At 68.9% G+C, this 19189-nt stretch carries 17 protein-coding genes; 11 read left to right on the plus strand and 6 right to left on the minus strand.

Going from position 1 to position 19189, the window contains the following annotated elements:
* Positions 1-2: 2 nt before the first annotated feature.
* Complete coding sequence (gene chrA / locus AC6LJ5_RS13365; RefSeq protein ID WP_498140719.1) at positions 3-1268, minus strand: chromate efflux transporter; 1266 nt, start codon at positions 1266-1268, stop codon at positions 3-5.
* A 320-nt stretch (positions 1269-1588) separates the two neighbouring features.
* Between chrA and AC6LJ5_RS13370 the strand changes: the two genes are divergently transcribed.
* Positions 1589-2884 carry an ATP-binding protein gene (locus tag AC6LJ5_RS13370; RefSeq protein ID WP_498140724.1) on the plus strand — a complete coding sequence of 432 codons (1296 nt, stop codon included), beginning with the start codon at positions 1589-1591 and terminating at the stop codon, positions 2882-2884.
* A 7-nt stretch (positions 2885-2891) separates the two neighbouring features.
* On the opposite strand, the gene AC6LJ5_RS13375 is transcribed toward AC6LJ5_RS13370, so the two are convergent.
* Entirely contained in the window at positions 2892-4454 is a 1563-nt protein-coding gene (locus tag AC6LJ5_RS13375) for a TerC family protein (protein WP_498140720.1), read from the minus strand.
* 697 nt (positions 4455-5151) lie between these two features.
* Here AC6LJ5_RS13375 and AC6LJ5_RS13380 point away from each other — a divergent pair.
* Positions 5152-5505 carry a hypothetical protein gene (locus AC6LJ5_RS13380; RefSeq protein ID WP_233772439.1) on the plus strand — a complete coding sequence of 118 codons (354 nt, stop codon included), beginning with the start codon at positions 5152-5154 and terminating at the stop codon, positions 5503-5505.
* A 236-nt stretch (positions 5506-5741) separates the two neighbouring features.
* The gene (locus AC6LJ5_RS13385) at positions 5742-6455 is read left to right on the plus strand and encodes an MgtC/SapB family protein (protein WP_103274474.1); all 714 of its coding nucleotides are present in this window, start codon (positions 5742-5744) and stop codon (positions 6453-6455) included.
* A gap of 46 nt (positions 6456-6501) precedes the next feature.
* Here AC6LJ5_RS13385 and AC6LJ5_RS13390 read toward each other — a convergent pair whose 3' ends face one another.
* Positions 6502-7422, minus strand: coding sequence for an EAL domain-containing protein (locus AC6LJ5_RS13390; protein WP_103274475.1), 921 nt, complete (start codon positions 7420-7422; stop codon positions 6502-6504).
* 322 nt (positions 7423-7744) lie between these two features.
* On the opposite strand from AC6LJ5_RS13390, the gene AC6LJ5_RS13395 reads away from it, so the two are divergent.
* Both AC6LJ5_RS13395 and AC6LJ5_RS13400 read left to right on the plus strand, forming a co-directional pair.
* Positions 7745-9859: an FUSC family protein gene (locus AC6LJ5_RS13395; RefSeq protein ID WP_498140721.1), complete on the plus strand. Its 2115-nt coding sequence runs from the start codon at positions 7745-7747 to the stop codon at positions 9857-9859.
* A gap of 106 nt (positions 9860-9965) precedes the next feature.
* Positions 9966-10802: a universal stress protein gene (locus AC6LJ5_RS13400; RefSeq protein WP_392409882.1), complete on the plus strand. Its 837-nt coding sequence runs from the start codon at positions 9966-9968 to the stop codon at positions 10800-10802.
* A 92-nt stretch (positions 10803-10894) separates the two neighbouring features.
* On the opposite strand, the gene AC6LJ5_RS13405 is transcribed toward AC6LJ5_RS13400, so the two are convergent.
* Complete coding sequence (locus AC6LJ5_RS13405) at positions 10895-11728, minus strand: MetQ/NlpA family ABC transporter substrate-binding protein (RefSeq protein WP_103276484.1); 834 nt, start codon at positions 11726-11728, stop codon at positions 10895-10897.
* Between the two features lie 221 nt (positions 11729-11949).
* Here AC6LJ5_RS13405 and rocF point away from each other — a divergent pair, with 221 nt between their 5' ends.
* The 4 genes from rocF to AC6LJ5_RS13425 all read left to right on the plus strand — a co-directional run bounded on the left by rocF (position 11950) and on the right by AC6LJ5_RS13425 (position 15542).
* The gene (rocF, locus tag AC6LJ5_RS13410; RefSeq protein ID WP_103274478.1) at positions 11950-12903 is read left to right on the plus strand and encodes an arginase; all 954 of its coding nucleotides are present in this window, start codon (positions 11950-11952) and stop codon (positions 12901-12903) included.
* Positions 12904-12952: 49 nt separating this feature from the next.
* Positions 12953-14014 (plus strand): alcohol dehydrogenase, encoded by a 1062-nt coding sequence (locus AC6LJ5_RS13415; protein WP_498140722.1) that lies wholly within the window; start codon positions 12953-12955, stop codon positions 14012-14014.
* 148 nt (positions 14015-14162) lie between these two features.
* Positions 14163-14540: a DUF423 domain-containing protein gene (locus tag AC6LJ5_RS13420; RefSeq protein ID WP_392409884.1), complete on the plus strand. Its 378-nt coding sequence runs from the start codon at positions 14163-14165 to the stop codon at positions 14538-14540.
* 99 nt (positions 14541-14639) lie between these two features.
* Entirely contained in the window at positions 14640-15542 is a 903-nt protein-coding gene (locus AC6LJ5_RS13425) for a DMT family transporter (protein WP_103274481.1), read from the plus strand.
* A 6-nt stretch (positions 15543-15548) separates the two neighbouring features.
* Here AC6LJ5_RS13425 and AC6LJ5_RS13430 read toward each other — a convergent pair whose 3' ends face one another.
* The gene (locus tag AC6LJ5_RS13430; protein ID WP_103274482.1) at positions 15549-16187 is read right to left on the minus strand and encodes a glutathione S-transferase family protein; all 639 of its coding nucleotides are present in this window, start codon (positions 16185-16187) and stop codon (positions 15549-15551) included.
* A gap of 4 nt (positions 16188-16191) precedes the next feature.
* Positions 16192-17361 (minus strand): PQQ-dependent sugar dehydrogenase, encoded by a 1170-nt coding sequence (locus AC6LJ5_RS13435; RefSeq protein ID WP_103274483.1) that lies wholly within the window; start codon positions 17359-17361, stop codon positions 16192-16194.
* 187 nt (positions 17362-17548) lie between these two features.
* Between AC6LJ5_RS13435 and AC6LJ5_RS13440 the strand changes: the two genes are divergently transcribed.
* Positions 17549-18163, plus strand: coding sequence for a glutathione S-transferase family protein (locus tag AC6LJ5_RS13440; protein WP_103274484.1), 615 nt, complete (start codon positions 17549-17551; stop codon positions 18161-18163).
* A gap of 219 nt (positions 18164-18382) precedes the next feature.
* Positions 18383-19126 carry a cysteate racemase gene (gene cuyB / locus AC6LJ5_RS13445; RefSeq protein ID WP_498140723.1) on the plus strand — a complete coding sequence of 248 codons (744 nt, stop codon included), beginning with the start codon at positions 18383-18385 and terminating at the stop codon, positions 19124-19126.
* The last annotated feature ends 63 nt before the right edge of the window (positions 19127-19189 follow it).

A 19189-nucleotide genomic window follows, 5' to 3' on the forward strand; every position in this document is an offset into this window, starting at 1 on the left:
GATCAGGCCAGCCAGCCCAGCGCCCAGCCGCCCGCCGCCGCCGTCATCACCACCCATACCGGCGACCAGCGCGCATACACCAGCAGGCCGAACAGCAACAGGGCCAGCCCGAAGTCCGCCGGTCCACGGATGGCGGACGTCCATACCGGGTCGTACAGGGCCGACAGCAGCACGCCGACCACGGCGGCGTTCACGCCGGCCAGCATGTTGCGCACGCCCGGCCGCCGGCGCAGCCCGTCCCAGAACGGCATCGCGCCGGCCAGCAGCAAGGCGCCCGGCAGGAAGATCATCGCCAGCATGCTGAAACCGCTGATCCAGCCCATCCAGCCGCCGGCGGGGTGTTGCGCAGCCACGCCCAAAAACGCGGCAAAGGAGAACAAGGGCCCCGGCATGGCCTGCGCCGCGCCATAGCCCGCCAGGAAATCCGGTTGCGACACCATGCCGCCGGCCACCGCCGTGGATTCCAGCATGGGCAACACCACATGCCCGCCACCGAAAACCAGCGCGCCCGCCCGGTAGAAGCCTGCGAGTTGCGCGGCCAGGGGCGTGGCGGCGTACTCGGCCAGGACCGGCAAGCTGATCAACAGGGCCGCGAACAGTCCCAGCAGCACCCATCCCGCGCCGCGCCGCACGCTTTGCGACGGCTGTCCGAGCAAGGGGCGAGGCGGCAGTTGCAGCACGGCCGCGCCCACCACCGCGCCCAGGGCGATGGCGGCCAGCTGCCCCGGCGCCGAGGGCAAGGCCAGGGTGATCAGCGCGGCCACGCAGGCCATGCCGGCCCGGATCCGGTCCGGACAGAGCGTGCGGCCCATGCCCCACACCGCTTGCGCGATGACCGCCACCGCCGCCACCTTCAGGCCATGGATCGCGGCGGAACCCGACAACCAGCCGAAATGCGCCAGCCCCAGGGCGAACAGCATCAGCGCCATGGCCGAGGGCAGCGTGAACGCCAGCCAGGCGGCCAGCATGCCCGTCCAGCCCGCGCGCTTCAGGCCTATCGCCATGCCCACCTGGCTGCTGGCCGGTCCCGGCAGGAACTGGCACAGCGCGACCAGATCCGAATAGGTGTAGTCGTCCAGCCAGCGGCGGCGGTCGACGAATTCGGTGCGGAAGTAGCCCAGATGCGCCACCGGGCCGCCGAAGGAAGTCAGGCCCAGCCGCAGGAACACCAGGAATACCTCGATACAGGAACCTCGCCCCACCGCCGTCTGTTCATAGACGGCGGACTGGCTGGCGACGTGTTCGTCGTGCGACGGCGGTTGCGGCATGGTGGGTGTGTTTCATCTGACCGGGCGGAACCACAGCTGTCCGCCCCGGTATTTAGCTTATAGCCCGGGGCGAGGCTCCGATTCAATCGAGAGTTCCGCCATCCCGCCCTAGTCCAGGTGCATGAATCTTCACAAATTACGAACAAAAACCGCAGATCTGTGATCAAGCCGGCGGCTAGGATCGCCCGTTGGCCCGTGGCGGCATGTCCGCCATGCCCGCCCCGGCACAAGACAACAGCATCATGAGCACCCACGGCGCATCCCGGCTCGCCCGACAGACCACCGCCCAAGCCCCGAGGCAGGCGGCCGCCAGGGCATCCATGCTCAAGCTGGCGCTGCGCATCCTCATCGTCGCAACCATCGGCTATATCCTGGCGACGCAGTTCGTCAGCCGCAGCTTCAGCTACCTGCTGGAACCGATCACCGCCGATCTCGTCTACGAGACGCTGCGCGGCCAGATGCACGCCCTGCGCACCGAACTGGATCCGCAACCGCCGGCCGAACGCGAGGCCTACCTGCGCGACCACATCAAGCCCCACTATGGCCTGGGCCTGCAGATCAAGACGCCGGCGCAGGCCGCCCTGACCCGCGCCGAGCGGGACATGGTGGACAAGTACGGCATCGTCATGCGGGACGACTACAACACCTTTCTTTCGCGCATGCCCGGCGAGCCGGCGCAGTGGCTGGAAGTGACCTTGCCCTCACAGCGCTCGCTCGAGAAGATGGTGACCTGGACGGCCTGGACCGTGCTGGTGCTGATCCTGGCCGGCGTGCTGCTGCTGTTCTGGGCCATGCCCATCCATCGCGACCTGGACGTGGTGCGCAACGCCACGCTGCGCATGGCGCAAGGCGACCTGGATGTCCGGGTGCGCCTGTCGCGCATCTCCGGCATCCGCCACATCGGCGAGAGCTTCAACCATATGGCCGAGCGCATCGCCGCGCTGGTCGACAACCAGCGCAGCCTGACCAACGCCGTCTCGCACGAGCTGCGCACGCCGCTGGCGCGGCTCTCGTTCGAGGTCGACATGCTGAGCGAGGGCGGCATCGATCCCAAGCGCAGCGCCGTCCTGCACGACATGCGCGCGGATATCGCCGAACTGGAGGCGATGGTGGCCGAACTGCTGGTTTACGCCCGGCTGGAGCGTCCCGCTGAAGACACCGTGAAGCTGGAAACCGTGGACACCGCCGACTGGATGGGCGAAGCCCTGGCCCAGGTCGCCCATCAGGCCAGGGCCCGCTCCGTGCAGTGCGCCATGCGGCCCGGCTGTCCGGCGCATGTACGGCTGCACCCGCGCTACATGAGCCGCGCGCTGCTGAACCTGGTGCAGAACGCCGTGCGCTACGCCAACTCCCGGGTGGAAATCGGGCTGACGCGCAACGCCGCCGAGGAATTCGAGCTGACCGTCGACGACGACGGCGGCGGCATCCCGCAAGCCGACCGCGAGCGGGTGTTCGAACCGTTCATCCGCCTGGACGAAAGCCGCGACCGAGGCACCGGCGGCGCCGGCCTGGGGCTGGCCATCGTGCAACGGGTGGCCGCCAATCACGGCGGCACCATCGAGGTGCAGGACAGTCCCCTGGGCGGCGCCCGCTTCGTGCTGCGCTGGCCGGCCTGAAGACGCCCTACTGCGCGGCGTCGCGGCGCGCCAGCAACTGATCGATGCGCAGCCCGTCGCGGCGCGTCACCTCGAAGGTCCATCCGCCCCATGCGATCGTTTCACCGGCGTCCGGGATGCGGCCGACGACGCGCAGCAGGCAACCCGCCAGCGTTGCGTCCGGCGCATTCTCCAAGGCTGCATCCATATCCAGCAGCCGGGCCGCCTCGTCGGCCGCCAGGCCGCCCTCGAGCAGCCAGGAGCCGTCGGACAGCGGCACCGCCTCGCGCGGGTCTTCGCGGTGCTCGGGCAATTCGCCGCCCACCGCCGTCAACACATCCATCGGCGTGACCAGCCCTTCGCAGTCGCCATGCTCGTCCACCACGATCAGCATGTGGTCGCGCGAGGCGCGCAGCTCGTCCAGCACCTTCAGCACCGGCGTGGTCTCCAGTACGTACAGCGGCTCGCGCGCCAGTTCCACCAGATCGATGGGGCCGGGATTGGACAACAGCGGCAGCACGTCCTTGAAGTGCAGCACGCCCAGCACGTTGGCCGCGTCGCCAGCGCACAGCGGCAGGCGCGAATGGCCCGACGCGAACTTGCGCACCACCGTCTGCGGCGAGTCGGCCACATCCAGCCACACCATGCGGCCACGCGGCACCATGATCGAGCGCACGTCGCGCGCGCCGGCCGCCAGCACGCGTTCGATCATCGAGCTTTCCTCGGGCGCGAAGGCCGGCTCGTCGCCGGCGCCATCGACCAGCGCGGCCACTTCGTCGGCCTGCTGCGTCGGCTGGCCGGCGCGGCCCGCGCGCAGCAGGCGCAGCACTGCCTGCGCGGTGCGCTGGCGACGGCTCAGCGCATGCGCCCCTCGGGCGCGATTGCGGCGCGCCAACTGGTTGAACAGCTCGATTAGGATCGAGAAGCCGATGGCGGCATACAGATAGCCCTTGGGCACATGGAAGCCCAGGCCTTCGGCCACGAGGCTGAAGCCGATCATCAGCAGCAGGCCCAGGCACAGGATCACCACGGTGGGATGGCGCGCCACGAAACCCATCAGCGGGCGGCTGGCCAGCATCATCACCGCCATGGCGACGACCACGGCGATCATCATGATGCTCAAGTCCTGCACCATGCCCACGGCCGTGATCACCGAGTCCAGCGAGAATACGGCGTCCAGCACCACGATCTGCAGGATCACCTGCCAGAACACGGCATGCTGCGTCTTCTGCCCGGCGTCGTGGCCGGCGCCGCCTTCCACGCGCTCGTGCAGTTCCATGGTGCCCTTGAACAGCAGGAACAGGCCGCCCAGTATCAGGATCAGGTCGCGACCTGAGATCTCGGCGCCCAGCACGGTGAACAGAGGCTGGGTCAGCGTCACCACCCAGGCGATGCTGGCGAGCAGGCCCAGGCGCATGACCATGGCCAGCGTCAGGCCGATCATGCGCGCGCGGTTGCGCTGATGCGGCGGCAGCTTGTCGGCCAGGATGGCGATGAACACCAGGTTGTCGATGCCCAGCACGATTTCAAGAATGACCAGCGTCGCCAGGCCAAGCCAGGCGGTCGGGTCGGACATCCAGTCAAAGATCATCAGTGGTCCAGATAGGGTTCAGGCGGGCGCGAGGGGCCCGGAAAAGGCATGGCGAAAACCGTAGCGCGGACGCGGGGGCGCGCACAAGACGGGCGCGGGGCCCGGCCCGGACCGGATGGACGAGGAAGGAAGGCTGCTGCGTGGCCGTTCTGACAGGACGCGCGAGGCGCGCCGGCCGGGCCGTGTCGGAGGAAGGTCTCGGGCGCCCCGGACAGCGAGGCGCCCTGCTAGGAGGAGGGTCGTCGTTCATGCTTGGCGAAAAAGGCGGCGCGGCGTCCTGCAAAGGCCTCGCGTCCGCCCGTCACGCCGGGCTCTCATTCTTACTGGAAACTGAATACTACCTGAAATCCAAGAACCGTCATTCGCCGCGATTGACGTGCGGCATGATTTTGCAGGCGGCATGAATAATGTCTTGGTGTTTACCCTAGGCCCTGGCTATACTGGGCGCTCTTCAAACCCCATTGAGATCACTGTGGACAACGACGGATGTAGTCATAGCACGACTGCTCGCGCCGCTTGACGCAACCGATCCGCAGAATCTTCTGACGGGTCCTGCGTCCAGCCAGGACCCGGCCTTACCGCCTCCCCCCTATCCGCCAGCCTTTTCACGGCCGGGCGCCATGCGCCTTGCCACGCTGGCGGATTGGCGCGCGCATGTGGACCTTCCTCATCGTCCTCCCCTCGCAAGGAGACGACCATGCGCTTCAAGCCCTTTTTCACGCTCCCCGTCCGCGCCGACGCGGCTCCCGCCGCCGTGCGCCCGGCAGCGCCCACCTATCGCTTCACCATCGTCAGCGTCAGCGCCACGCTGAACGCGCTGCGCAAGCAGCTGTACTACGAGCTGCAGGCGCTGGACCTGCGCGTGCTGAACGTGCGCATCTCGCGCGAAGAATCGGATCAGCTCGCCAGCACCACCGTCACCCTGCTCTGCCCGCCGCAGTTGCGTGGCGTGCTCAACGCCGTCGCGCTGCGGCTGGGCCAGAGCCCGGACGTGCGCCGCGTGCATTGGGAAAACGACGCCGGCGCCGCCATCGCGGTACTGCCCGCCTGAGCAACGCCATTCCGTAGTTTTCTGAATCGCGGACACGGAAAGGAGACTGTCATGAAAGACCCGTACAAGTACCTGCTGCTCGCCCGGGTGCTGGCCCTGGCGCTGATCTGGCTGGTGGCGCTGGTATTGGCCCTGGTATCGAGCTGGCAGCCCGTCTGAAGGGCTCGGCAAGTCTGGGCGCGGCCACCGCAAGGGGCGGGTCGCGCCCTGTTCACAATACGCTGCAAGAGAACAAGATGAAAAACTTCGAGAACATCCAATTGCTCACGCTGGCCAATACGCTGGTCAGCCTGCTCAGCGCCTTCGTGCTGGGCTCCATCGTCGGCTTCGAGCGCCAGTTCCGCCAGCGCACCGCGGGCCTGCGCACCAACGCGCTGGTGGCGGTGGGCGCGGCCATCTTCGTCGACATGGCCTTTCGCGTCGGCGGCGCCGACGGCGGCGCGCGCGTGATTTCCTACGTGGTGTCGGGCGTGGGCTTCCTGGGCGCGGGCGCCATCATGCGCGAAGGCGGCAGCATCCGTGGGCTGAACACTGCAGCCACGCTGTGGGGCTCGGCCGCCATCGGCGCCTGCGCGGGCGCGTCGCTGCTGCTCGAAGCGGTGGCCGCCACGGCCTTCGTGCTGGCCGCGAACACCTTGCTGCGGCCCCTGGTCAGCCATATCAACCGCCAGCCGGTCGACGCGCAGACCACTGAAGTCACCACCGTCATCCACGTGATCGCGCACGTGGACGAGCGCCAGGCAGCCATGACCGTCCTGGAAGACGTGCTGGAGGCCGAGCAGCTGCCGCTGTCGGAACTGAAGATCGACCAGTTTGGCGAGAACGAGGTCGAGATCGAGGCCGCCCTGAGCGAAGCCGCGGTCGACGAGGAAGACCTGGACCGTGTCGCCGCGCGGATCGCGAGCGCGCCGGCGGTGCGCACGGCGTTCTGGGCGGCGCGGACGGTTTGACGCCGAAGCCGTTCCGCTCCTGACCGGGAGCGCAGGACGGCGCCCGCTATTGTGTGGCGACAGGCTGGCTCGCCTGCACGCGGTCCGCCTCGGACTTCGCCGCCCCGCCACCATAGGCCTGGATCCACGACGAGGCATAGGCGGCCGACGCGGCCAGCGGTTCGCCTCCGTCGTACTGCGTGCGCAGCCGGATCATCAGCTCGTCCAGCAACATGGGCCGGCCCAGCGCGTAGCCCTGCCCGTAGCGGCAGCCCGCCGCGCGCAGCGCGGGGATATCCTCGACGTTCTCCACGCCTTCGGCCACGACGCGCCAGCCCATCCGCGTGGCCAGCTCGGCCGCCGTGCGCAACACTTCGAACGCCACGGCGCTGCGCCGCATGCGGGTGACGAAGTACTGGTCTATCTTCACTTCGGACAGCGGGATGGCCGACAGCAGCTTGAGCGAGGCATGGCCGGTGCCGAAATCATCCAGGCTGACCTCGCAGCCGGCTTCTTCCAGTTTCAGCAACGAAGCCCGCAACACGTCCAGCTCGCGGATGGGCTGATCCTCGGTCAGCTCCACCCGCAACAGCGAGGCGGGCAGCTCGGCGGCGCGGATGCGCAGCAGCAGCGCTTCGACCGCCCCGGCGTCGGACAGCGTGCTGGCCGGCGCGTTGATCGCAATGGGAACGGCCACCCCCGCGCGCCGCATGGTCTGCAGCATCTCGATCACGCGCACGCTGACGCGCTCGAACAGTTTCCTGTCCAGTCCCTGCCGGTTGATCGAGGGAATGAAATCAGCGGGCATGACCGTGCCCAGGCGGGGGTGCTGCCAACGCGCCAGGGCCTCGGCCGATACGATGCGGCCAGTAAGCAGGTCCACCTGAGGCTGCAACAATACCCTGAGCCCGTCCTTGCCGGCGACCATGGCCGCAATTTCAACGTCATCCGCAACCTGACCGGAGGCTGCCTGTTGATTCAGCGTCATGTCTGCGCTCCTGAAGCGTCCCGGATTCTGGGCCGCGCTGTCCGGGCGCGGTCCGAGACGCACTGGACATGAACGCCGACACAGAACTGCGCAGGCCGGCGATTCGGCGTGGTAACGCTTACGTTTTTTTAGGCGATTTCCGCCGATTTCTCCAGATTATTTTGCGCCCGCGCGGCGCGAATGTCACAGATGTGTAACCATACCTGCAGGTTGCCGCGAAATTGGCGATGACCTGCCACAGAAGATGCATTGGCGGCCTTCCCGGCATGGTAGGGTGAGCGCCTCGCGCCCGCCGGGCCCCTTTCCTGAACGAAGCAGCAGCTTGACTTCCTCCCCCGCTCCCTGGCGCGCCGCCGTGCGCCGCATCCTCTGGCTGGACGCCCTGCAGGCCGCCGCCACCAGCGCGGCGCCGGTGATCCTGGCCGTGCTGCTCGATGAACCCCGGCTGGGCTGGAGCGCCATCGCGGCATTCTGGGCCTGCTTCGGCGATCCCGGCGGCCCGTTGCGACAACGCGCGGGCGCCATGCTGGCGCTTGGACTGGCCGGCGGTGTGTATTGCCTGCTGGCCAGCGTGAGCGCGCCCCATCTGTGGCTGCTGCTGCCGCTGACCTTCCTGTGCTGCACCCTGGGCGGCCTGCTGCGCGTGCTGGGACCGGCGGCCGCCATCATCGGCACGCTGCTGTCGGCCGGCTTCGTGGTGGCGGCCGAGCTGCCCGCGCCCACAGTCGTCGAGAGCCTGCGCTACGCGCTGTTCTTCGTCGCGGGCGCATCCTGGGCGATTCTGATGACGGCGCTGGTGTGGCGCCGCCGCCCCTGGAAGGACGCCACGCTGGCCGTGGCCCATTGCTACCGGGGACTGGCCGATTTTGCCGACGCGCTGGCCGGCATGTATTCCGGCTTGCGCCCCGAGACTGGCGCGCCGGCATGGAGCGCCGTGTCCCGGTCGCAGCGGGCCGCCCTGCGGGCCGCGCTGGAGGCGGCCCGCAGCCGCATCGGCGAAGTGCAAGGCGCGCGTCCCTCGCGCCGCACCCGCGCGCAGCAGCTGTATTACCTGCTCGACCGGGCCGAGGACAGTTTCATCGCCATGGTCGCCGCCGCCGACCTGCTCGAATCGAACGCGCCGCGCTGGCTGGGACGCAATGCCGGCGCCCACCTGTGCCACGCCTTGCACCGCTACGCCAGCGTATGCAATGCCATCGCTGGCACCTCCGATGCCGCCGACGCGCGCCAGGCGGATCGCCTGCGCGAACGGCTGGAACGCTACGGCGCCGATCTGCGCGAACTTCGCGGCCCCGCGCTCGCGCACGCGCCCGAGCTGGCCAGCGTCATTCCGGTGCTGGACCGGCTGCAACAGTCCGCCCAGTCCGTCCGGCAGGCCCTGTTCGACGCCGCCGAGCTGCCGGCCGGCGCGGCATCCAGCTCGGCCGCCGCGCCGGCGCGGCAAGCCTGGAACACGCTGCGCCAGAACCTGCGACTGGAGTCTGACGCCCTGCGCCATGCCTTGCGCGTGGGCATCGGCGCCACGCTGGCCGTCGCCCTGTCGCGCAGCTTCGCCGTCAACCACGGCTACTGGATGTCGCTGACCCTGGTCTTCATCCTGCAACCCTATTTCGCCGCCACCTGGCAGCGTACCGTGGAACGCGTGCTGGGCAGCGTCGCGGGCGCGATCGGCGCCTCTTTGCTGGGCCTGCTGCTGAGCACGCCGCTTTCCGTCGCGCTGGCCGTGCTGCCGATCGCGCTCGGCACGTTCGCCGCGCGCACGGTGAACTACGCCCTGTTCACGTTCTTCCTGACCTCGCAGTTCGTGCTGGTCAGCCATATCCAGCAGCCGGACCTGCACGAACCGGAACTGGCCGCGCTGCGCGCCTTCAACAGCGTGCTGGGCGCCGTGCTGGCGCTGCTGATCGGCTTTCTGCTGTGGCCCGAGAAGGCGCCCCGCGAGCTGGCCGGTGCGCTGGCGCGCGCGCTGCAGCGACATGCCGACTATGTGCTGGCGCTCGTTCGGGAAAAGAGCGGCGAGGCGGCGGAGTCGCCGCGACGCATCGTCGAGCTGCGCCGGCAGGCCTGCCTGGCGGCCGACAATGCCCAGGCGTCACTGGAACGGCTGCAGCAGAACCCCTTGCACCGCGACAGCAAGGTCGACACGGCGGAAGCCCTGCTCAATGCCATGCGCCGGGTGACCGCCGCCGGCACCGTGCTGGAAATCCAGCCCGGGCTGCCTGCCGACAACGAAGCGGCATCCGCGCTGCGCGACTACGGCGAAACCCTGGCGCGGGCGCTGCACCCGCGCGACGGCGAACCGGAACCCGGCGGCCGGGTCATGCCGGTGCCGTCGGCGGTGGGTCTGGCGCAACCCGGTCTGCCGCCCCCTCTGGAACGCATCGCCCGCCAGGCGCGGCAGGTCCAGCAGCTGCGCGACAAGCTCCAACAGGCCTAGAGCTTGCGCCGGACGGGGCAAACTGAGGCCGGCTTGACGTGCATCAAGCGCCGGTCGGCGCGAACGCGCAACGATAGCGCCAACGCAAGTTCACTCAGGAGGCTCTATGTACCGCCGCATTTCCGTCCATCTGGACCAGGGTTTCGACTGCAAGCGCCGCACCCAGGCAGCCATCGGCCTGGCCAAACGCCACCAGGCGGAACTGGTCGGCATCTACGCCACCTCCGCTCCGCCGCAGTACTACTACGGCGAATCCGTGCTGATGTCCCGGGCGCTGAATGTCATGAAGGACTTGCAGGCACAAGGCCGCGACAGCGTCCAGAATGCGTTCCTGGCGGCGGCCTCGCAGGCGGACATCCCCGCCCAGGTCCGCAGCGACGACACCTCGCCCAGCGCCAGCGTGGCGCTGCACGGACGCGTCAGCGACCTGATCATCGTCAGCCAGCTGAACCGCGACGATGTCGAGGCTGCCCACGAGAACGAATTCGTCGAGCAGACCCTGCTGACCGCCGGCCGGCCGGTCCTGGTCGTGCCCTCCAGCGGCCATTTCCCGGTGATCGGCGAGCGCGTGCTGTATTGCTGGGACGGCAGCCGTGAATCGGCCCGCGCGCTGGCGGATGCCGCGCCGGTGCTGCGCATGGCGGACCACCTGGTCGTGTTGACGATGGACGAAGGCGCGGCCACGCGGGGCGCCGGATCGGCCAGCTTCGACGACCTGGCCAGCTACTGCGAGGCCCAGGGCATGCCCCGGCCCGAGCACGTGCGCCGCGACATCAAGGGCGTGGGCGTCGGCAGCACCATCCTCAACGCGGCGGCCGACTACAGCGCCGACCTGATCGTCATGGGCGCCTACGGTCACAGCAAGCTCAGGGAATGGGCCATGGGCGGCGCGACCGCCTCGATCCTGAAGACCATGACCGTGCCGATCATGTTCTCGCACTGAGCGCCTGCCTGCCGTGCCCGAGCCCCTGCCCAGGCAGGGGCTTTCTTGCTGTCGGCGAGTGGGTTTGGGCTCGGATGCTCCGCCGCGCCGCGCTACCAGGGAAAGACGATCAGGTCGCCATACAGCCGCCGCAACGTGGCCTTGACCTCGGGAGATTCCTGATAGATGGCGATGAATTTCAGCAGCCTCGGATCGTTGGCGCGCTCGGGCGTGGTGACCCAGCGGATCGCGTAGCGGCGAACGGAATCGGGGCTGTTATTGTCGAAACCCAGGCAGTCCTGCTCGCTCAGGCCGGCCTGCCTGGCGAAGGAGGGATACGTGACCGAAGCCGTCACGTCATCGAAGGTGCGGGCCGATTGCGCGCCTTCGACAGGCACGAATTTCAGGCGCTTGGGATTGAGCGTCACGTCTTCCACCGCCGCCATGTTGCCCACGCCGGGCTTCAGGCCGATCAATCCCATGGACTGCAGCAGCAGCAAGGCGCGGCCGGTGTTGACCGGATCGTTCGGCACCGCGACGGTGGCGCCCTCGGGCAGCGGCTCGCCCCGCTTCAGCTTCTTGGAATACAGACCGATGATGGTCGAGTAGCCATAGGCGATCGGCACCAGCTTCACGCCTCGGCGCGCATTGAACACCTGCAGGAACGGCTCGTGCTGGAAGAAATTGGCATCCACCGAGCCATCGGCCACCGCGATATTGGGCAGCACCCAGTCATTGAACTCCACCAGCTTGACCTCCAGCCCTTGCCGGGCGGCCAGCGCGATGGCTTTCTCGGTCGCCTCGTTGGCCAGGGCCGGAACCACGCCGATGCGCAGCGGCTTCTGCTGGGCCGCGGCAGGAAGCGCGCAAGCCATGGCGGCCAGCGCCAGCGCGGCCGCAAGACGGGGCCGCAGGAAGGAAAGAAGGGGCGGGAACAAGCGGATCATGGGCATGAATATGAAAAAATGGACGCCAGCGCTGCCGGCTTTCGGTCCATTGTGCCCCAAACGCCCGCCGCGCCATGGCAATGCCCTCTGTCACGCCATGGCAATGCGGGCGCGGGCGCGACGGCGCTAAGATGTGTCCACCAAGCCGGCCAGGCCGGCGCTGGGCCGGCGGCGGCTCCATCCGCCGCCTGATTCTGTCTTTCCTTTCCGGAGTCCGCCCCGTGCAGAAAACCGCCAAGCCGACCACCCCTTCCCTGCCGCGCGGCATCGCGCTGATCGGAGCGCCCACCGACATCGGCGCCGGCGCGCGCGGCGCCTCCATGGGACCGGAAGCCCTGCGCGTCGCCGGCCTGGGTCCGGTCATCGAGGCCCAGGGCTTCGAGGTCGAGGACCGCGGCAATCTGTATGGCCCGGCCAATCCCTGGCAGCCTCCCGTCGACGGCTACCGCCATCTGGCGGAAGTGGCCGCCTGGAACCGCGCGGTCCACGACGCGGTGCATGCCGAATTGCGCCAGGGCAAGCTGCCCATCCTGCTGGGCGGCGACCACTGCCTGGGCATCGGCTCGATCAGCGCGGTGGCGCGCCATTGCCGCGACACCGGCAAGAAACTGCGGGTGCTGTGGCTGGACGCGCACGCTGATTTCAACACCCATGCGCTTACCCCCACCGGCAATATCCATGGCATGCCGGTAGCCTGCCTGTGCGGCTACGGTCCGGCGGAGATCACCGGCCTGTCCGGCCATCATCCCGACATCGAGGCCGCCTGGGTGCGCCAGATCGGCATACGCAGCGTGGATCCTGGCGAAAAGCGGCTGGTGCACGAGGCCGGGCTGGAAGTGTTCGACATGCGCTACCTGGACGAAATGGGCATGCGCGCCACCATGCAGGCCGCGCTCGCGGGCCTGGACCAGGACACGCACCTGCATGTCAGCTTCGATGTGGATTTCCTGGACCCCGAGATCGCGCCCGGCGTGGGCACCACCGTGCCTGGCGGACCGACCTACCGCGAGGCCCAGCTCTGCATGGAGATGATCGCCGACACCGGGCTGATGCGTTCGCTCGACGTGGTCGAACTGAATCCCGCTTTCGACGTGCGCAACAAGACCGCCGAACTGGCGGTGGACCTGATCGAAAGCCTGTTCGGCAAGTCCACGCTGATGCGGCGCGACGCCTGACGCTCCCCTCTTCCGGTCGACAACAAGCAAGCCATAAAGGAGACATGCCATGAAGTGCTATTGCGTGGTCGATTTCCGCGCCCCGCTGCAGGAAATGGACCAGCCCACGCCCGTGCCGCAAGGCGCGCAGGTGCTGCTCAAGGTCCGTGCCGCCGGCGTCTGCCACAGCGACATCCATCTCTGGGAAGGGGGCTACGACCTGGGTCAGGGGCGCACGCTGTCGCTCAAGGAGCGCGGCGTTACGCTGCCGCTCACCATGGGCCACGAAACCGTCGGCGCGATGGTGTCGGCCGGCCCCGACGCGACCGGCCTGCGGCCCGGCGGCAACTACCTGGTCTATCCCTGGATCGGCTGCGGCAACTGCCCGTCGTGCCAGGCGGGCCAGGAGAACCACTGCATGGCCCCGGCCTGCCTGGGCGTGCACCGCGCCGGCGGCTACGCCGACCACGTGCTCGTGCCGCACTCCCGCTACCTGATCGACATCGGCAACCTGGACCCGGCGCAGATAGCTCCCTACGCCTGCTCCGGCCTGACCACCTATGCCGCGCTGAAGAAGATCGGCGAGCAGACCTACCGCCAGCATCCCGTGGTGATCTTCGGCGCGGGCGGCCTGGGACTGATGTGCCTGACGCTCATCAAGGCGCTGGGCGACGCCGGCGCCATCGTGGTGGACATCGACCCCGCCAAGCGCCAGGCGGCGTTGGAGGCAGGCGCGCTGGCGGCCATCGACGGCGCGGCGCCGGACGCGGCGCAGCAGATCATCAAGGCCGCCGGCGGCAAGCCGGCGCAGGCCGCCATCGACCTGGTGGGCGCGCCCGCCACCACTTCGCTGGCCTTCGACTTCCTGACCAAGGGCGGCAAGCTCATCATCGTGGGCCTGTTCGGCGGCGGCTCGACGTGGCCGATCGCGCTGATTCCCATGAAGGCGCTGTCCATCATCGGTAGCTACGTCGGCAACCTGGCCGAATTGAAGGAGCTGATGGAACTGGTGCGCGCAGGCAAGGTCCCGCCCATGCCGGTGCACCGCTACGCGTTGGACCAGGCCGACAGCGTGCTGGCCTCGCTGCGGGCCGGCAAGGTGGTGGGCCGCGCGGTGCTCACGACGGCTTGAGCGCCAGCGCCTGCCGCGGCCAGGCGAACGGACGTGGCGGCGGGGTGCAAGCCGGATCGATCGCCGGCGCGCAGAGCGCCGGCGCCGAATGCCATATCATAGGCACCGGCGGCTCCGCCCAAACGACTCTTCGAACCCAGGACCAGCAATGACAGACCGGCAGCTCACGATACTCGCGGCATTGAACCTCATGGTGGCCGTGGGCGCGGGCGCCTTCGGCGCGCACGGGCTCAAGCGCATCGTCAGCCCCGAGCTGCTCGCCGTCTGGCAGACGGGCGTGCTGTACCATCTGATCCATGCGCTGGGCATTTTCGCGATCGCCCTGCTCGGCGCGCGCTATGGCTCGCCCCTGTTGTCGGCCGCCGGTCTGGTGATGTTCGCCGGCATCGTGCTTTTTTCCGGCAGCCTGTATCTGCTCGCGCTGACCGGCACGCACTGGCTGGGCGCGGTCACGCCGCTGGGCGGCGTCGCCTTCCTGGCCTCCTGGGCCATGGTTGCGCTGGCCGCCTACCGCAGCCAGGGCTGAACGCCCGGCCAGCTCGCGCCGGCCCTTGCGCTGGCGCCCTGCATCCAAGCCCTCCCTTCGTACGGCGCCAGGAATCGCCGTGATCCGCTGCTCCCGCCCATGTCCTCCGCCACCCTGCCTACCGCCCGTCCCTCTTCCGCCGCCGCCGGCATCGCCTGTGTGATGGCCGGCATCTTCTTCCTTACGCTCAGCGATGCCAACGCCAAGTGGCTGGGCGCCAGCTATCACCCGCTGCAAATCCTGTTCCTGCGGGCGCTGATCGCCCTGCCGGTGGTCACGGCGCTGGCGCTGTGGCTGGGCGGCCGCCGCGTCTTGCGCACCGGGCATCTGCGCCTGCACCTGGCGCGCGGCGCGATCAACGTGGTGTCGGCCTGTTGTTTCTACCTCGGCCTGAATTCCTTGCCATTGGCCGAGGCGACGGCGATCGCCTTCGCCGCGCCGCTGTTCGTGACGGCGTTGTCGGTGTTCGTGCTGAAAGAGCGCGTCGACAGCCGCCGCTGGCTGGCGGTGCTGGCGGGCTTCGCGGGCGTGCTGATCATCGTGCGGCCCGGCACCGATGCATTCCAGGCCGCCACGCTGCTGCCGCTGACCACTGCGATGCTGTACGCGGTCATGATGACCACGGCGCGCGGCATCAGCCCCAGCGAAGGCATGCTCACCACCACCTTCTACATCGTGGCCGGCCAGTTCCTGTGCAGCATCCTCACCCTGCCCTGGGTCTGGCAGGCGCCGGCCATCGGCGACCTGCCCTATTTCGCTGGCGTGGCGCTGTTCAGCACGCTGGGGCTGACGCTCATCACGCAGGCGTTCCGCATCGCCCCGGCCTCCGTGGTGGCGCCGTTCGACTACACCGGCCTGATCTGGGCCACCGTGCTGGGCTGGGTGTTCTGGCGCGAGGCGCCCGACGCGCTGGCCTATCTGGGCGCCGCCTTCATCGCCGGCAGCGGCATCTATATCGCCTTGCGCGAGGCTCGCTCGAAGCCGCGCCGCGGCAAGCGCTGAGGCGCGCTATTCGGTTGGCGGAGGGAAGTTGCGACGCAGCGCGCGAGCCACGGCCGGATTGCGTCCCGCCTCGCGCGCCACCGCCGTCAAGGCCGGGCAGACCGATTCAAACCAGGCCGGCCCCGGACGCCAGCGCGTCATCACGGCCACGTACAGGTCCAGCGCCGAAAACCGCTCGCCCAGCATGTGCGGCGCGCCGGCCTGCCGCTCCAGCTCCTGCCACAGTTCGGCGCGGCGCGTGTGCACGCGCTCGCGCAGCAGGTCGGCGGGCGCGCCTTCCGTGGTCCATTGCGGCGGATTGTCGCCATAGGTGAAGGTAGGATAGATGGCCGCGACCAACCGGATCAGCAGGTTCAGGAAGCGCGCGCGCTCGGGCTGGTCGGGCAACGGCGCCAGGCCGGCCTGCGGCGCCACGTCGTGCAGATGCAGGATCATGGCCGCGCTTTCTGTCATGACCTCACCGTCCGGCGTCACCAGCGTCGGCACCTGGCCCAGCGGATTCAGGCGCAGCAGGCGGTCGCGCTGCGGCCCCGGCTTCAGGTAAGGCACGTCTTCCAGCGTGTACGGCACATTGGCCAGCGCCAGCGCCATCTCGACGATGGCGGAACCGCAGCCGGCCGATCCGATCAGTTCGTAGGTCTTCATGGCTTCATCCCCCCGCCGGCGCGATGCGCAGCAGCTCGCCCGGCGATTCGTCCGTCAATACATACACATGGCCGTCCGGTCCGACCCGCACGTCCCGGATCCGCTTGCCGCGCTCGCCCAGCAGGCGTTCCTGCGCCACCACCTTGTCGCCGTCCAACGTCAGCCGGATCAGGTTGCGTTCGGCCAGCGCGCCGATGAAGAGCGAATGACGCCAGGCCGGAAACCTGGGCGCGTCGTAGAACGCCATGCCGCTGATGGCGGGCGACTTCGGCCACCAATACAGCGGCGACTCCATGCCCGGCAGCGTCTGGCCACGCGCCTCGGGGATGGGCTGGCCGGAATAGTCGATGCCGTAGGTCGCCAGGGGCCAGCCGTAGTTCAGCCCCGGCTTGATCAGATTGACCTCGTCGCCGCCGCGCGGCCCATGCTCGCTTTCCCACAGCTCGCCGGACCAGGGGTTCAACGCCATGCCCTGCGGATTGCGGTGGCCATAGGACCAGATCTCGGGGCGCGCGCCGGCCTTGCCCACAAAGGGATTGTCCGGCGGCACCGAGCCGTCGGCCCGGATGCGCACCACCTTGCCCTGCAGCTTGCCCAGGTCTTGCGCGGTGGAGCGCTGGTTGTTCTCGCCCAGCGCGATGTAAAGATGCCCTTTGCCGTCCAGCACCAGGCGGGAACCGAAATGCAGCCCCTCGGACAGCTTGGGCTCCTGCCGGAACAGGACGCGGAAATCCTCCAGGCGGGCCCCGTCATCGGCCAGACGGCCGCGCCCCACGGCTGTGCCGGCGCGGCCGTCGCCGGCCTCGGCATAGGACAGGTAGACCAGGCGGTCCTTGGCGAAATCCGGCGACAAGGCCACGTCGAGCAGGCCGCCCTGCCCCTGCGCGGCCACCTTGGGTACGCCTTTCAAGGGCGCGGACAGGCCGCCGGGAATGCGCAGCAGCCGCAGATTGCCGGGGCGTTCGGTGATGAGGATGCCGCCATCGGGCAGAAAGGCCATGGCCCAGGGATGTTCCAGGCCGCCCGCCACGGGCGTGACCTGGGTCGGCGCGGCGGGCGGGATCCCGGTGCCGGCCGACACCGGCTCGGCGCGCGCGGTTGCGGACCAGGCGCAGGCCGCAAGCACGGCGCCGGAAAGGAAGACGGACAGCGTTGCGGCGGCACGAGGCGGCATGGTCATCTCCGGCTACGGCATGGGCGCATGGCGAATGGCGCGGCGTCCGTCGGACGATCCCGGCGCGAGGCGGCGGACGCGGCGGTATATATCGTGGGGCTATCACGCATCGTCGCCACATGAGTGGCGTACCATATGCGGCAAGGACGGGTCGCCTCCCGCCCTGCCCCACAGGAGACGCCTTCAAATGAAACTGTACTACATGCCTGGCGCATGCTCGCTCGCTTCCCACATCGTGCTGGAATGGCTGGGCAAGCCCTATGAAACGCACAAGCTCAGCCGCGACGAGCTCAAGGGTCCGGAATTCCTGAAGATCAATCCGCTGGGCGCGGTTCCCGCGCTGGCCGACGGCGACTGGACCCTGACGCAGAACGTCGCCATCCTCGAATACCTGGCCGAACAGGCCCCGCAAAGCAAGCTGATGGGCGATGGCAGCGCGCGCTCCCGCGCCGAAGTGCGCCGCTGGCTGGGCTTCATCAACTCCGACCTGCACAAGACCTTCTCGCTGGTCTTCGCGCCGATGCGCTTCCTGTCCGAGGAAGGCGCGCAGAAGGAACTGGCCGCCAACGCGTCCAAGCTGCTCTCCAAGCTGTTCGCGCAGCTCGATGCCCAGCTGGCCGGCAAGTCCTACCTGGTGGGCGCCGACCCCAGCGTGGCCGATGCCTATCTCTACGTGGTGCTGACCTGGGCGCATGGCAAGCAGGTCGACCTGACCGGCCTGGACAATCTGGCCGCGTTCTTCAAGCGCATGCAGGAAAACAGCGGCGTGAAGGCCGCTCGCAAGGCCGAAGGCCTGGAGTAAGCCCGCCGCGCGACGCAGGCCCGCCAGCGGGCCCGCGCCGGGCAGGCGTATGATGGCGGCTTGGCGCCGCCTGGGCGCCGCGGCATGCGGCGCCCTCGTTCAGCGAGCGGTCAGGTGCGGGCAGCGATGCCCTTGCCCTGCCGGTTCGCGGAACATCGCGGCATGCCAGAGGCCGGGCCGCTTTCCGAGCCCGGCGCAGCACCGCTTCGGAGTCTTAAAGTGAATAGCTTTTCCCAGGGTTGTTACCTGGGTGTATTGGGCGGCATGGGCCCCATGGCCGGCGCCGCTTTCGCCTTGCGCCTGGCGGCGCTCACGCCCGCCGATGTCGACCAGCAGCACATTCCCACACTGCTGCGCAACGATCCCCGCATCCCCGACCGCTCCAGCGCCTACATGGCCGGCGGCGAGAATCCCCTGCCCTACATGGTCGAAGGCGTGCGCTTCCTGGAACGCGCGGGCGCGCAGTTGATCGCCATCCCGTGCAATACCGCGCACCTCTGGTATGACCAGATCACGGCCGCCACCCGGCTGCCGGTGCTGCACATCATCGAGGCGGTCATCGACGACCTGCGCCGGCTCGGCCTGCCCAAGGGCCGCATCGGGCTGATGGGCACCGCGGCCACGCTCAAGCTGGGCCTGTACCAGCGCCATCTCGAGGCACAGGGCTATGAATGCCTGGTGCCCGACGAGGACGAGGTCGAGCGCTATTGCATGGGCTCGATCCGCGCCGTGAAAGGCAATCAGCTCGAACAGGCCTACTCGCCGGCTGCCGAGTGCATCGCGCGCCTGAAGGCGCGCGGCGCCGACGCCGTGGTCCTGGGCTGCACCGAGCTGCCGCTGGCCGTGCCGCACGCACTGCGTCCCGGCCTGGGCATCACGCTCACCGATTCGATCGATGCGCTGGCGCGCGCCGCCATCGACCGCTACATGGCCGACGCGCCGCACGCCCGCATCGCGGCCTGAGCCGCCCTCCCTTCCCCCGCATCCCGGATAAAAAAAAGCGCACCTCGCGGTGCGCCCACTCCC

The sequence above is a fragment of the Achromobacter sp. 1011791174 genome (genome assembly GCF_059760925.1).

Excerpts from the sequence above, each read along its gene's own strand:
- AC6LJ5_RS13415 (WP_498140722.1), top strand. The coding sequence starts at position 12,953 with ATGAAGTGCTATTGCGTGGTCGATTTCCGCGCCCCGCTGCAGGAAATG.
- AC6LJ5_RS13370 (WP_498140724.1), top strand. The coding sequence starts at position 1,589 with ATGCTCAAGCTGGCGCTGCGCATCCTCATCGTCGCAACCATCGGCTAT.
- AC6LJ5_RS13380 (WP_233772439.1), top strand. The coding sequence starts at position 5,152 with ATGCGCTTCAAGCCCTTTTTCACGCTCCCCGTCCGCGCCGACGCGGCT.
- AC6LJ5_RS13425 (WP_103274481.1), top strand. The coding sequence starts at position 14,640 with ATGTCCTCCGCCACCCTGCCTACCGCCCGTCCCTCTTCCGCCGCCGCC.
- AC6LJ5_RS13420 (WP_392409884.1), top strand. The coding sequence starts at position 14,163 with ATGACAGACCGGCAGCTCACGATACTCGCGGCATTGAACCTCATGGTG.
- AC6LJ5_RS13375 (WP_498140720.1), bottom strand. The coding sequence starts at position 4,454 with ATGATCTTTGACTGGATGTCCGACCCGACCGCCTGGCTTGGCCTGGCG.
- AC6LJ5_RS13435 (WP_103274483.1), bottom strand. The coding sequence starts at position 17,361 with ATGCCGCCTCGTGCCGCCGCAACGCTGTCCGTCTTCCTTTCCGGCGCC.
- AC6LJ5_RS13400 (WP_392409882.1), top strand. The coding sequence starts at position 9,966 with ATGTACCGCCGCATTTCCGTCCATCTGGACCAGGGTTTCGACTGCAAG.
- AC6LJ5_RS13430 (WP_103274482.1), bottom strand. The coding sequence starts at position 16,187 with ATGAAGACCTACGAACTGATCGGATCGGCCGGCTGCGGTTCCGCCATC.
- AC6LJ5_RS13390 (WP_103274475.1), bottom strand. The coding sequence starts at position 7,422 with ATGACGCTGAATCAACAGGCAGCCTCCGGTCAGGTTGCGGATGACGTT.
- AC6LJ5_RS13405 (WP_103276484.1), bottom strand. The coding sequence starts at position 11,728 with ATGATCCGCTTGTTCCCGCCCCTTCTTTCCTTCCTGCGGCCCCGTCTT.
- AC6LJ5_RS13440 (WP_103274484.1), top strand. The coding sequence starts at position 17,549 with ATGAAACTGTACTACATGCCTGGCGCATGCTCGCTCGCTTCCCACATC.
- AC6LJ5_RS13385 (WP_103274474.1), top strand. The coding sequence starts at position 5,742 with ATGAAAAACTTCGAGAACATCCAATTGCTCACGCTGGCCAATACGCTG.
- chrA (WP_498140719.1), bottom strand. The coding sequence starts at position 1,268 with ATGCCGCAACCGCCGTCGCACGACGAACACGTCGCCAGCCAGTCCGCC.